10 protein-coding genes are annotated in these 13,854 nt (G+C 68.7%); 9 read left to right on the top strand and 1 reads right to left on the bottom strand.

Annotation, left to right across the window (positions count from 1 at the left end; genetic code table 11):
- Positions 1–57 precede the first annotated feature (57 nt).
- The 7 genes from OG247_RS05100 to OG247_RS05070 are packed head-to-tail and all read left to right on the top strand — an operon-like array spanning position 58 to position 10,161.
- Entirely contained in the window at positions 58–1,158 is a 1,101-nt protein-coding gene (locus tag OG247_RS05100) for a Gfo/Idh/MocA family protein (RefSeq protein ID WP_327251071.1), read from the top strand.
- Positions 1,152–2,588: a sugar ABC transporter ATP-binding protein gene (locus tag OG247_RS05095; RefSeq protein ID WP_327251070.1), complete on the top strand. Its 1,437-nt coding sequence runs from the start codon at positions 1,152–1,154 to the stop codon at positions 2,586–2,588. Before OG247_RS05100 ends, OG247_RS05095 begins: the two co-directional genes overlap by 7 nt.
- On the top strand, positions 2,585–3,574 hold the full coding sequence (locus tag OG247_RS05090) for an ABC transporter permease (protein WP_267039799.1): 990 nt from the start codon (positions 2,585–2,587) through the stop codon (positions 3,572–3,574). Before OG247_RS05095 ends, OG247_RS05090 begins: the two co-directional genes overlap by 4 nt.
- The gene (locus tag OG247_RS05085; RefSeq protein ID WP_327251069.1) at positions 3,571–4,518 is read left to right on the top strand and encodes an ABC transporter permease; all 948 of its coding nucleotides are present in this window, start codon (positions 3,571–3,573) and stop codon (positions 4,516–4,518) included. Before OG247_RS05090 ends, OG247_RS05085 begins: the two co-directional genes overlap by 4 nt.
- Before the next feature lie 12 nt (positions 4,519–4,530).
- Positions 4,531–5,733: a substrate-binding domain-containing protein gene (locus tag OG247_RS05080; RefSeq protein ID WP_327251068.1), complete on the top strand. Its 1,203-nt coding sequence runs from the start codon at positions 4,531–4,533 to the stop codon at positions 5,731–5,733.
- Complete coding sequence (locus OG247_RS05075) at positions 5,734–6,567, top strand: sugar phosphate isomerase/epimerase family protein (RefSeq protein ID WP_267039802.1); 834 nt, start codon at positions 5,734–5,736, stop codon at positions 6,565–6,567.
- Between the two features lie 45 nt (positions 6,568–6,612).
- Positions 6,613–10,161, top strand: a complete 3,549-nt coding sequence (locus OG247_RS05070) for a ThuA domain-containing protein (RefSeq protein WP_327251067.1) — start codon at positions 6,613–6,615, stop codon at positions 10,159–10,161.
- A 176-nt stretch (positions 10,162–10,337) separates the two neighbouring features.
- On the opposite strand, the gene OG247_RS05065 is transcribed toward OG247_RS05070, so the two are convergent.
- The gene (locus OG247_RS05065) at positions 10,338–10,619 is read right to left on the bottom strand and encodes a hypothetical protein (RefSeq protein WP_327251066.1); all 282 of its coding nucleotides are present in this window, start codon (positions 10,617–10,619) and stop codon (positions 10,338–10,340) included.
- Between the two features lie 108 nt (positions 10,620–10,727).
- Between OG247_RS05065 and OG247_RS05060 the strand changes: the two genes are divergently transcribed.
- A complete protein-coding gene (locus OG247_RS05060; protein WP_327251065.1) occupies positions 10,728–11,327 on the top strand; it encodes an amidohydrolase family protein in 600 nt (199 codons plus the stop codon).
- A gap of 142 nt (positions 11,328–11,469) precedes the next feature.
- Positions 11,470–13,809: an ATP-binding protein gene (locus OG247_RS05055; RefSeq protein ID WP_327251064.1), complete on the top strand. Its 2,340-nt coding sequence runs from the start codon at positions 11,470–11,472 to the stop codon at positions 13,807–13,809.
- The last annotated feature ends 45 nt before the right edge of the window (positions 13,810–13,854 follow it).

Here is a 13,854-nt window from a genome sequence, read left to right as displayed (position 1 = left end):
CGGACTAATCGTAGGAACGGCTGCACTTATGCTTGACCTCCATCATAAGTCATTCATATGATCCGGGACATGCTCGAGATAAGACGAGAGTCAGCGGAAGTTAGGGCCGGCGTCGTCGGAACTGGCTTCATAGGACAGATCCACGCCCGAGCCGTCCGGCAAGCCGGTGCCAGGCTGGTGGGTATCGCGGGCGCGGACCTGGACAGCGCTCTGCAAGGCGCCCGGAGCCTGGGCGCGGAGAACGCATTCGAATCGGCCGACGAACTGATCGAGTCCGGTCTCATCGACGTTCTGCACGTCTGCACCCCCAACCACCTGCACGCGCCCATCGTCCTCAAGGCGCTGGACGCCGGGCTGGCCGTGGTCTGTGAGAAGCCGCTGGCCACCGACGCGCCCACCGCCGAGATGATGGCCGGCCGCGCTCGAGAGGCAGGCGTGGTCGCCACGGTCCCGTTCGCCTACCGCTTCCACGCGATGGTCCGTGAGGCCAGGGCGCGGCTCGGCGACCTCGGCCGGATCAGTCTGATCCAGGGCAGTTACCTGCAGGACTGGCTGCTGAAGTCGACCGACGACAACTGGCGGGTGGATCCCAAGCAGGGTGGACCCGGTCGTACGATCGGCGACATCGGCTCACACTGGTTCGACCTGGTGGAGTTCGTGACCGGCGACCGGATCACCAAGGTCTGCGCGCAGACCTCCGTGGTGGTCGCCGATCGGTTGAGCGGACCGGTCCTCACCGAGGACCTCGCCACCGTCCACTTCGCCACCGCGACCGGTGCGCTCGGCTCGGTCTCCCTCAGTCAGGTCGCCCCCGGCCGCAAGAACCGGTTGTTCCTGGAGATCTCCGCGGCCTCCGGCAGCCTCGCCTTCGACCAGGAGGACCCCGAGCGGCTCTGGCTCGGCGGGCGCAGCGGCTCCAGCGTCTTGGTGCGCGACCCGATGACGCTCTCCAGTGCCGCGAAGCCCTACTCGCCGCTGCCGGCCGGTCACGCGCAGGGCTTCCACGACTGCTTCGACGCGTTCGTCGCCGATACCTACGCCGCGATCAGGGGCGAGCACCGTGACGGCCTGCCCACCTTCGAGGACGGTGCGCGTGCCGCTCACATCACCGACGAGATCCTTCGGTCCGTCCGAGAGGGAGGGTGGGTCGAATGCTGAGGATGACGGGCATAGGCAAGAGCTTCCCCGGCGCCCGCGTGCTGAGCAACGTCGACCTCGACGTCGCCGCCGGGGAGGTGCACGCCCTCATCGGCGAGAACGGCGCCGGGAAGTCCACGCTGATGAAGATCCTCGCCGGAGTGCACCGGCCCGACGAGGGAACCATCGAGCTCGACGGTCAGGCCTTGGAGTTCGGGCACCCGATCGATGCCCGGCGGGCCGGCGTCTCGATCATTTACCAGGAGTTGACGCTCCTGCCCGAACGGACCGTCGCCGAGAACGTCTTCCTCGGTCGGGAGCCCGCGCGCCGCGGCCTGGTCGACCGGGAGGCCATGGAGAAGGCCACGGCCCTGCTGCTGGACGAACTCGGTGAATTCTCCTTCGGCCCACGCGACGTGGTGGCCCGGTTGTCGGTCGCGCAGCAGCAGGTCGTCGAGATCGTCAAGGCGCTCTCGGTGGAGGCCCGGATCGTCGTCATGGACGAGCCCACCGCGGCCCTCGCCGAGCACGAGGTCGAGCTGCTGTACCGGCTCGTGCGCCAGTTGAGCGAGCGCGGCATCGCCGTCCTCTACATTTCGCACCGGCTGCGCGAGATATTCGAACTCGCAGACCGTGTCACCGTGTTGAAGGACGGGGTCAAGGTCGCCACCGTCCCGATCGATCAGCTCACCACCGCCGACCTGGTCCGCCTGATGGTCGGCCGTGATGTGACGGACTACTACCCGGCGCGCGCCACCCGCGAGGCCGGGGACGTACTCCTCACGGTGCGCGGTGGTGGCAACGACCGGCTCGACGGCATCGACCTGGAGCTACGCGCCGGGGAGATCGTCGGGGTCGCCGGGCTCCAGGGCGCGGGCCGCACCGAACTGGCCAAGGCCCTGTTCGGTGCCGAGCCCTTCAGCCGGGGTGAGATGACCCCCAAGCGCCCGAGATCAGTGCGGGAGGGCATCGCCGCCGGGATCGGCCTGGTCACGGAGGACCGCAAGTCCGAGGGGCTGGTGCTGCACCAGTCGGTCCGCGACAACGCGCTGCTGGTGGCCCGGACACGCGGGCAACGCTCCGGAGCGAAGGTACTGGACCTCCTGAAGCGGGTCCGTCTCGCCCCGCCGAGCCCGGAGAAGGAGGTGCGCCTCCTCTCGGGCGGCAACCAGCAGAAGGTCGTGCTGGCCAAGTGGCTGACGGTGGCTCCGAAGGTGCTGCTGTTCGACGAACCCACCCGCGGTGTCGACGTCGGCGCGAAGGCCGCCATCCACGAGCTCGTCCGGGAGCTCGCCGAGGACGGCATGGCCGTCCTGATGATCTCCTCGGAGCTCCCCGAACTCATCGGCATGAGTGATCGCATCGTTGTCCTGCGCGACGGCCGGATAGCCGGTCACCTGCCCGCAAACCCCTCGGAGGAAGCCGTGATGCACCTGGCGGCCGGATCATGACCCAGCTCGTCGCAAACCTGCGGGCGAAGAGCCCCGCCCCTCGAGGCCTGGCCGTCGACAGCCCCGCCCGCCCCGTCTACCTGGCCCTCGGCCTCTTGCTGGTGGTCAGCTGGCTGCTCTTCACCATCGACGGCGGCCAGTTCTTCAGCCAGGCGAACATCGTCGGCATCCAGCAGCGCTCGGCAGCGCTCGGCATCGTCGCCGTCGGGCAGACCCTGGCCATCCTGGCCGGCTCGCTCGATCTGTCGGTCGCCTTCCTGATCAGCCTGAGCTCGCTCATCGCGGCCGAGACCATGGCCGAGTACGGAGTCCTCGCGGGGATCGGCGCCACGCTCACGGTCAGCGCCGTGGTCGGCCTGGTGAACGGACTGGTCATCACCAAGCTGAAGGTGCACGCCTTCATCGCCACCCTGGGCGTCGCACTGATCATCAAGGGCGTCTTGGAGAGCCGGTACGACGGGCCCGCCGGCCATGTCCCGGAGTCGTTCCAACGGCTCGGCTACGACCGGATCGGCCCCGTGCCGGTCTCCGCCCTCCTCTGGATCGCGATCGCGGTCGCGGCCTGGTTCCTGCTGAGCCGCACCACCCTCGGCTACCGGATCTTCGCCGTTGGCGGTGACCCCGAGGTCGCCCGGCTGTCCGGGGTCCGGACCGACCGGGTCATCGTCACCACGCACGTCCTGTGCTCCCTCGCCGCCGGCGCCGCGGGCCTGCTCCTGGCCGCCCGGCTCGGCGCCGGAGCGCCCACTGTGGGCACCGACGGCGGCTACGACCTGGAGTCTGTCGCCGCCGTCGTGCTTGGCGGAACCGCACTGGCCGGCGGCCGCGGCGGCGTCGCGGGCACCGTCGGGGGAGTCCTGCTCCTGGCGGTCCTCGACAGCCTCTTCAACCAGCTCGAAATCAACTCCTTCGCCAAGGACGTGGTGCGCGGCGTCGTCCTCGTCGCGGCCCTGGCGGTCTACGCCCGCAGGAGGTACGCCCGATGAGACGCAACCTGCCCATTTTCGGCGTGCTGACCGTCCTGCTCGTCGCCATCGCCATCGCCAACCCGTACTTCCTCGAACCCCAGGGCTTCCTGGCCTTCGTCAAGCGGGCCGCCCCGCTGGCGATCCTGGCCGCCGGCCAGTACTTCGTCATCGTGTCGGGCGAGTTCGACCTGTCCGTCGGCTCGCTGGTCACCGCCGAGGTGGTGATCGCGGCCCGGCTGGTCGACGGCGACCCCGGCGCGACCTGGCCGGTGATCGCTCTGCTGCTCGCCTTCGGCGCGCTGGTCGGAGCGGTCAACGGACTGGTGACCACGCTGCTGCGGGTGCCTTCGTTCATCGTGACCCTCGGCATGCTGATGATCCTGTCCGGCGCCGTCTCTCTGTGGACGGACGGTTCACCGCGCGGTGCGCTCAGTCAGCAGTTCCGTCAGTTCGGACGGGGCAGCCTCGGGCCGGTGCCGTGGTCGGCGCTCGTCCTCGGCGCGGTGGTGGCCTTCGTGGTCTGGCTGATGCGGGCCGACTTCGGTCGCACCCTGGTCGCCACCGGTGACAACCAGACGGCGGCAGCCCTGTCCGGCGTACGCATCAACCGGGTCAAGACCATCGCGTTCGTCCTGTCCGGCCTGTCCGCCGCGGTGTGCGCCATTCTGCTCGGCGGCTTCGCCGGCGTGTCGGCCCAGGTCGGTCAGGGTCTGGAGTTCCAGGCCATCACCGCCGTCGTGCTCGGCGGTGTGGTGCTCGGAGGCGGCCGTGGCTCGGTCGTCGCCGCCATCGCCGGAGCCTTCACCCTGCAAGCCCTGTTCACCCTGCTCAACCTGCACGGCATCTCCGGCGCACTGGAGTTCACCGTGCAGGGACTCATTCTGATCGTTGCCGTCGCCCTCGGAACCCTCCAGCTCCCGTGGCACCCACGCCGGCGTGCCACCCCCGCCCTCGCTTCGTAAGGAACCACCATCGTGCCGCTCGACCGCAGATACGTCCTTGTCGCCGCCGCGCTCGCCACACTGCTCCCGCTCAGCGCCTGCGCCACCGACAAGCCCGCGAGCTCCTCCTCGCCGGGGGCCACCGCCGGGGCGAAGAAGAACAACACCGGCGACCAGTCGAAGTTCTTCGTCCAGGCCGACTACGAAGCCCAGCTCGCGATGCGCTCCAAGCCGGCGACCGGTCCGGCGGAGAAGCCGTGGGAGCAGGCCATCGACCCGCAGCCGGTCGACACCGCCCAGTACAAGAAGGCCGGCCCGTACCACCTGTGCTTCTCCAATGCGGCGACCAACAACCCCTGGCGGCAGGTCGGCTGGAAGACCATGCAGGCGGAGGTCGCCACCCACCCGGAGATCAAGGAGTTCACCGTCCTGGATGCCGAGGGCAAGGACGACAAGCAGATCTCCGACATCGCCGAACTCCAGGCCAAGGGCTGCGACGCGCTCATCGTCTCGCCCAACACGACCACCACTCTCACCCCCGCCGTCAAGGCCGCGTGCGGGAAGATCCCCGTCATCGTGTTCGACCGTGGCGTCGAGGCCGACTGTCCGGTCACCTTCATCAAGCCGATCGGCGGTTACGCCTTCGGCGCGGAGGGCGCCGAGTTCCTCAAGCAGAAGGTCAAGCCCAAGGGCAAGATCCTCGCGCTGCGCATCCTGCCCGGCGTGGACGTCCTGGAGACTCGCTGGTCGGCCGCCAAGATCGCCTTCGACAACAGTGAGCTCGACGTCGTGGGCGTGGAGTTCACCGACGGAGACGCCGCCAAGACGAAGAGCATCGTCACCAACTACATCCAGCGCCACGGCAAGATCGACGGCGTCTGGATGGACGCCGGTGCCACCGCTGTCGCCGCCGCCGAGGCCTTCGAGGACGCCGGCCAGACCGTCCCGCCGATCAACGGCGAAGACCAGCAGGACTTCCTGCAGAAGTGGAAGGAAGCGAAGCTGACCGCGATCGCGCCGACCTACCCGACCTACCAGTGGCGCACCCCGATCATCGCCGCCCTGAAGGTCCTGGGCGGCGAGAGCGTGCCCAAGGTCTGGAACCTGCCCCAGCCGACCATCACCCAGGACAACCTGGCCGGCTACCTGAAGCCGGGCATGCCGCCGCTCCACTACGCGCTCTGCGGTTGTGAGGCCATGGCCGGCTACCCGCAGAACTGGGGAGGCAAGAAGTAGATGCTCCCGATCGGCGTCAACACCTGGGTCTGGACCTCGCCCCTCACAGATGCCGCACTTGCTCGACTCGCACCACACGTAGCCGGGTTGGGCTTCGATGTGATCGAACTCCCGGTGGAGCAGCCGGGTCAGTGGGACCCGCACGCAGCCGCCGACCTGTTGCAGGGGCTCGGCCTGGCAGCCTCCGTCGTGCTCGTCATGCCGCCCGGCCGGGAACTGGTCGCCGCCTCGCCCGAGACCATCCACGACACCCAGGAGTACCTGCGGCACTGCGTGGACGTGGCGGCCGTCGTCGGCGCCCCGGCGATCAGCGGGCCCGCGTACGCCTCGGTGGGCCGGACCTGGCAACTGGGCCGCGACGAACGGAAGTCCGTATACGCGGAGTTGAGGGAGAACCTCAAGCCGGTCCTGGACCATGCCGCAGGGCGCGGGGTGAGGATCGGCGTCGAGCCGCTCAACCGCTATGAGACCAGCCTGATCAACACCGTTGAACAGGCGCTGGATGCACTGCCCGTCGAGTGCGGCCTCGCCCTCGACACCTACCACCTCAACATCGAAGAAAGGAGCCCCGACCGGGCCGTTCGTGCGGCCGGGGAGCGGATCGTCCACCTCCAGGTCTGCGGTACCGACCGCGGCGCCCCCGGAGGCGACCATTTCGACTGGCCGGGTTTCGCCGCGGCCGTCAACGACAGCGGCTACCTGGGCCCGTTGGTCATCGAGTCATTCACCCCCGACAACACGACGATCGCCACCGCGGCGTCCATCTGGCGCCCGCTGGCGCAGAGTCCGGACGCGCTCGCCGCAGACGGCCTCGCCTTCCTGAAATCGCTCTGAGCACTGATCCACCCCCGTTTCCCCCCATTCATCGGGAGATTTCTAGTGCAACGACCCCGACTGAAGCGCGCCCTGACCGCGCTCAGTGCCCCCCTCCTCGCCCTGGCCGTGGTCCAGGCGCCGCCCGCACAGGCCGCTACGCCGGATTTCAAGGTCCTGGTGTTCACCGAGACCGCCGCTGGCGCCTACCGGCACGGCTCCATCGATGCGGCCGTTGGGATGTTCAAGCAGCTCGGCACCGACAACAACTTCCAGGTCGACCAGAGCGCGGATTCGGCGATCTTCGCCTCGGCGAACCTGAACGATTATCAGGCCGTCGTCATGCTCCAGACCTCCGGGATGGTCTGGGACACCGATGCCCAGCGCCAGGGCATGCAGAACTACGTGCGCAGCGGCCGCGGTGTCGTAGCAGTCCACAACGCGGTCGACATGAACATCGAGAGCCAGTTCCCCTGGTGGGACCAGACCGTCATGGGCGGCGCCCACATGACGCAGCACTCGGCGATCCTCGCCGGCACCGCAAAGGTCGCCGACCAGGCCCACCCCTCGACCAAGGGGCTCCCGAGTCGCTGGGCGCGCACCGAGGAGTGGTACAACTTCGACAAGAACGCGCGCGGCGACGTGCACGTGCTGGTCACCGCGGACGAGACCACCTATGACGCCGGCCCCAACAAGATGGGCGCCGACCATCCCATCTCCTGGTGCCGCAATGCCGAGGGGGGCAAGGTTTGGGCCACCGCCATGGGTCATGAGGCCTCCGCGTACTCCGAGACGCTGTTCAAGCAGCACCTCTTGGGCGGCCTGAAGTGGGCGGCGGGCAACGCCCCCGGCGACTGCGGTGGCAGCGTCACCCAGCGCTACCAGAAGGTGACCCTGGACGGAGCGCCGGACCAGCCCATGCAGCTGGACGTGGCCCCCGACGGCAAGGTCTTCTACATGTCGCGTTCCGGGAAGGTCAACGTCATCCACACCCATGACGGTGCACCTGAGACGCACCTCGCGGGCAAGCTGGACGTCTACGACGGTGGCGAGGACGGCGGTATCGGCCTGGTGCTCGACCCCGCCTTCGCCACGAACCGCTGGATCTACGTCGACTACTCACCCACCGGCACGGCCGAGGTCAACCGCGTCTCCCGCTTCACGGTGAAGGCGGACGACACCCTCGACATGGCGAGCGAGAAGAAGCTCATCGAGATCCCGGCCTACCGTGGCACCGACGAACCCGGCCACACCGGAGGCAACCTCGCCTTCGGGCCCGGCGGAAACCTCTACATCGGTGCCGGCGACGACACCAACCCGTTCGCCTCCGACGGCTTCACCCCGATCGACGAGCGGCCGGGCCGGGAGAAGTTCGACGCCCAGCGCTCCTCGGCCAACACCAACGACCTGCGTGGCAAGATCCTGCGCATCAAGCCGCAAGCCGACGGAACTTACACCATTCCCTCGGGCAACATGTTCGCCCCGGGCACCGCGAAGACCAAGCCCGAGATCTACGCGATGGGCTTCCGCAACAGCTTCCGCTTCTCGGTCGACAAGACCACCGGGTGGATCGCGGCCGGCGACTACGGGCCCGACTCACACGCGGCAAACGCCAACCGCGGCCCCGAAGGCACGGTCGAGTGGAACTTGATCAAGGAGCCGGGCTTCTACGGCTGGCCGTACTGCACGGGAAACAACACGCCGTACAACGACTACGACTTCACCAAGCCGACCACGGTCCTTCCGAAGTTCAACTGCGCTGCGGCGGTTAACAACTCGCCCAACAACACCGGGCTGACCACCCTGCCGGCTGCCAAGCCCGCGACGGTCTGGTACAACTACCACGCCTCCGCCGAGTTCCCCGAGATCGACCTCGCCGGTGGTGCGGCCCCGATGGGCGGTCCGTTCTACCACTACGACGCGGCGAGCACCTCCGAGCGGAAGTTCCCGGCGTACTTCGACAAGACGCCGTTCTTCTACGAGTGGACCCGCGACTTCGTCAAGGAGATGCGCCTGGACTCCGCCGGCAGCCTCCTGAAGATCAACCCCCTCGCCGCACAGCTCAACGCGCACGCCCTGATCGACATGAAGTTCGGCCCGGACGGCGCGATGTACGTCGCCGAGTGGGGCGAGGGCTACGGTCATGCGAACACGGACGACGGTATCTACCGGATCGACTACGTGGCCGGCAACCGGTCGCCGCTCGCCAAGGCGACCGGCAGCCCCGACTCCGGCCAGGCCCCGTTGAACACCACCTTCTCCGCCGAAGGGTCCAGTGACCCCGACGGTGACGCCATCACCTACAAGTGGGACTTCGGTGACGGCACCACCGGCGTCGGCCTCAAGCCGTCCCACAGCTACACGACCAACGGTACCTACACCGCCCGCCTGACGGTAACCGACCCGGGTGGTAAGACCGGCACCGCCAACGTGACCGTCACCGTCGGCAATACCCGACCCAAGGTCACCCTGACCACCCCGGTGAACGGCGGCTTCCTCTCCTTGGGCGACACCATCAACTACACGGTGAGCGTGGTCGATCCAGAGGACGGCACCATCGACTGTTCGAAGATCAAGGTGACCGCCGCCCTCGGTCACGACAGCCACAGCCACGACACCGGCCAGTACACCGGCTGCTCGGGAACGATCCAGACCAGCGCCTCCGGCCACGACGCGGACGCCAACACCTACTTCGTGCTCTCGGCCGACTACACCGACCGGGGCGGGTTGACCGGCACCACCAGTGCCACCCTGCAGCCCAAGAAGAAGCAGGCCGAGTACTTCACCGGCCAGTCCGGCATCCAGGTCGTCGAGGGCGCTGCTGCCGAAGGCGGGAAGCGCATCGGTTACATCGGCACCAACGACTGGATCTCCTTCGCCCCGATGAACATGTCCGGGCTGGACTCGGTGTCCTTCCGGACCTCGGCCCCGACAGGCGGCAGCGGCACGGTCGAACTGCGCGCCGACTCCCCGACCGGCACGCTCATCGCCACCAGCCCCGTCACCAGTACCGGCGGTTGGGACACTTACGCGTCTCAGCCGGCCGTCAAGATAACGGACCCGGGAGGCACCCACACCGTGTACGCGGTGTTCAAGCCGGGCTCGGTAGCCTTCGACGTCGATTCGGTGACCTTCAACGGCCGTGGTGTCGCCACCGGTTCGGCGACGGGCCCGCAGGCCGGGTCGACGTACAACCTGACCAACAAGGCGACCAGTTTGGCGGTGGACGTACGCTCCATGTCCTCCGCCGACGGTGCGGCGGTGATCCAGTACACGCCGGGCACCGGCGCCAACCAGAAGTGGCGGTTGACGGACGCCGGCAACGGCACCTTCGCGCTGGTGGCGGCGTTCAGCAGCAAGTGCATGGACCTGCCGGGCGAGAAGATCACCACGGACGGTGCCCTGATCCAGCAGTGGGCCTGCAATAGCGGTGCGAATCAGAAGTGGCGGGCCGAGCCCGTCAGCGGGACCACCGACCTCTACCGGCTGGTATCGGTCGCCAGCGGCAAGTGTCTGGACGTCCCGGGCGCCAAGGCGACCAACGGCGCCCAGCTGATCCAGTGGACGTGCCACACCGGCACCAACCAGCAGTGGAAGTTCACCAAGGTGAGCTGACCCCGCAACCCCCGGCGCCCGCCCGACCTGACAGCGGGCGGGCGCCGGGCTCTACCCTCCCAAGATCCCGGTACAGCAGAAGTGCATCCTTCGGGACACGTCCGATCACCCTTTTTGGCCGGACAGTGGGCAGACCTCCCGTTCGGGGAGGTGTGCCACTGTCCGGCCAATGGGGGCTACGACATCCTCGACTCGCAGTCCGGGCCGGGGGCCTTCTCCGGTCCGAGCAGGTGGACCGACATGGAGATGTTGGGACAGTGCGCGACACCGGCAACCGCGGGGTGGTCTGGCTCGGCTCCCCCTCCTTTCTCGACGCCGCCGGCGAGGCCCTTGCCCCACTGAACCGCTCCTTCGGCGCCGGCGACCTCGCCCCCGGAGCCGCGGCGGCCGGCGTCAGCGTCGTCGAACGGACTGATCGCCGTCGCCGAGGCCGGCCTCGCGTACGACCTGGTCGTCAAGCCGCACCGGTTGCCCGCGGCCGCGCTCGGGGCGGCCTGGCTCGTCGGGCTGACATTCGTCCTCGACCACCTGGGCAAGCCGCTGGGCGCCGAACGCACCCTTGATCCGTGGGCGGCACACGTTCGCAAACTGCCGCCCTGCCCGACAGCGTCCGCCAACTCCACGGGCTGGTGACCGAGGCCGCCACCGGCCGCGGACGCGCTGTGCGCCGACGTGGTCCTGAGGCCTTTGACTCAGACCGGCTGCTCTTCGGCTCGGACTGGCCCGTCTGCACCCTCCGGGCCGACTACTCCGAGGTTGTCCGGATCGCCGGGCACCTCGTCGAGGGGCTGAGCCCGGGGGAGAGGAACGCGGTGTTCCATGGCAATGCGCTCCGTGTCTACCGGCTCCAGCCGCCCGGCGACATACCGAAGGTAGTGAGGGTCCGGGGGGTAAGGACGAACCGCGAACACGAGGCACCGGCCTCCGCCACGGCGATTGCCGCGGCGCGGTCGCGCGGACCCGCGAGCAGCACCGCGCGACCTTCGACGCCATCACCCAGCGCAGCCCCGAGCTCGCCCCAGGCCTGGGCCACGGTGCACGTGGCCGGGGTCGAACAGAGGCTGCGCGGCACCCTCGGCGGCAGCAGGGTTGGCACTCGGATGACACCGGCTCGCCGAGGCGCGCGGGCGGAGCGATCTGGAGGTAACTCTTACGGTGTGTGCTGAGTCTGTGACGCTGCGGTTCTCAGCCATCTGCCTGTACGCCGGGCAGCCTCTGCGCCGGACATACCCACCGCGCCGCGGGTGTTTTGCCTGTGTTGTGGGCGCCACGTTGCCGTGTCTCCTGGATCGACCTACCGTTCCGGATATGGCCACTCCTGTGCGGACTCGCTGGGGTGGTACCGGCATGCCGGTGGAGTTGACGACCTTCGTGGGGCGTCGGGAGGACATCACTGCGGTCAAGGCCGCGCTGTCCGAGTTCCGGGCGGTGACCCTGACGGGTATCGGTGGCGTTGGCAAGACACGGCTGGCGATGCGGGTGGCTACCGACCTGCGGAGGGCGTTCGCGGACGGTGTGTGGTTCGTCGACCTGTCCGCGGCGACGACGCGTTCGGCCTTGGACGCGTCTGTGATCGAGGCCCTGCGGATCCACGACAGGTCGGGGCATGAGGCCGCGGACGTCATCCTGGACTTCCTGCGCGAGCGGCAGGTGCTCCTCCTCCTCGACAACTGCGAGCAGATCGTCGGTCAGGCCGCGTCCTTGATCAACTCGGTGATTCGCCGGGCGCCGCGGGTACGGATCTTGGCGACGAGCCGCGAACGCCTTTGGGTTACCGGTGAGTGTGTGTGGCGGGTTCCTTCACTGCCTGTCCCGGAACCGGAGCTCAGAGGGGGAGGTGCGCAGAGTTCGCCGGCGCCGGTGCAGTACCCGGCGCTGGTGCTGTTTGCGGAGCGGGCCGCGGCGGCCAGTGGGGCCTCGGTGGACAGAGAGGACTGGCCGGACGTGGTGCGGTTGTGCCGCAGGATGGACGGCTTGCCGCTGGCCATCGAGCTGGCCGCAGTCCAGACCCGGGTGTTCTCCCCCGGACAGCTCGTCCGGCGTTACGACGAGCGGCTCGGGCCGATGGGCACGCCCGACCGGACGGTGCCCGACCGGCACCGCACCCTTGAGGCGGCGATCGACTGGAGTTACGAACTGTGCACTCCACACGAGCGGCTCCTGTGGTCCCGGGCGTCGGTGTTTGCGGGCAGGTTCGGCCTGGATGCAGCCGAAGGCGTCTGCTCGGGCGAGGACCTACCACGGGAGCAGGTCCTGGACGTCCTTGCCGGACTGGTGGACAAATCGATCCTGGTCCCTGAGGAACAACTCGGCGAGCTCCAGTACCGGCTGCTCGAAACCCTCGCCGACTACGGGCGCACCCGGCTGCGCACAGCCGGCGCGGAGGAGACGCTCGCCAGACGCCACCGCGACTGGTACCTGCAGCAGACCGAGGAGATGGCTACGGAGTGGTGGGGACCCGACCAGCTGGACTGGTCGCGGTGGTTGCGTCGTGAGTACGGCAATCTGCGGGCCGCCGTGGAGTACTGCGTGACGACGCCGAGGGAAGGGGAGGCCGGGCTGAGGCTCACGGCCGCACTGCTGCCGTACTGGCACGCGGGCGCTGAGGCAAGTGAGGGGCGGCTGTGGCTGGAGAGGGCCCTGGCCGCCGACACGGAACCTACCCTGGCCCGTGCGATGTCCCTCCGGAGTCTGGCCTCGATCTGCGCCAGTCGGGCGGACTACGCCCCTGCCGAGGCGGCCCTGAGGGACTGCCACATCGTGGCGCGACACCTGCGCGACCCGCTCATGGCCGCCCGTGCGCACAGCGTCGAGGCGGAGCTGGCGGTGAACCGAGCCGATTACCCTTCGGCGCTCGCCCGCGCGAAGCAGGCCCTGGCGTGCCCCGAGTACGCCGGAGGGCCCGAGCGGGCACAGTTGTTGTCCGCTGTGATCGTCGCGCACGCGATGCTCGGCCACTACGACGAGGCGGTCAGCGCCCACGAGGAGGCCGTACGGTGCAGCGTGGAGTTCGGGGGCCGTGCGGACCTCGTCTGGGCACTGGCCGGCCGGGCCATCGCGGAGTACGGCGTCGGCGACCACCAAGCGGTGATCCGGTACGCGAGGGAGTGCATCCAGATCGCACGTGACTATGACAATGCGATCGGTCTGGCCACTTCCTATTTGCTCCTGGTCCGCTCCTTGGCGGCCGAGGGCGCTTTCGGACGCGCCGCCGAACTCCTCGGAGCGCGTCGGCGGATCTGTAACGAGCTCGGCGTACCTGTCCTCAGTGAGATGGAGTCCGTCGTGAACGATGCTCTCGCCACGCAGCTCAAGGCGGAGCTCGGTGGGCCGCCCTTCGATGCGGCCGCGGCGCGGGGCTACGCCTTCGATCTCGACGCGGCGATCGACTATGCGCTCGGCATCGAAGGCGACGAGCCCGAGCGGCCTGCCGATGCGGACACCGCGGACGCGGAGCCCAGTCCGCTGACCGCACGGGAACGGCAGGTTGCGGGGCTGGTGGCGAGCGGACTGTCCAACCGGAAGATCGCCGAGGGGCTGGTGATCTCCCCGCGGACCGTCGAGGGGCACGTCGATCACATCCTCACCAAGCTCGGCTTCACCTCCCGAGCCCAGATCGCCGCCTGGGCAGTCCGTCAGGGCGGCTGACGAGGAGCAGGCGGACGTACGGTTGCCCCTCCAAACAAGCGAGTG

Origin of the sequence: Streptomyces sp. NBC_01244 (assembly GCF_035987325.1) — a bacterium.
In the GTDB taxonomy this organism is placed as follows: domain Bacteria; phylum Actinomycetota; class Actinomycetes; order Streptomycetales; family Streptomycetaceae; genus Streptomyces.
Note: the sequence above shows the minus strand (reverse complement) of the source record. Positions and strands in the feature narration are given on the sequence as shown.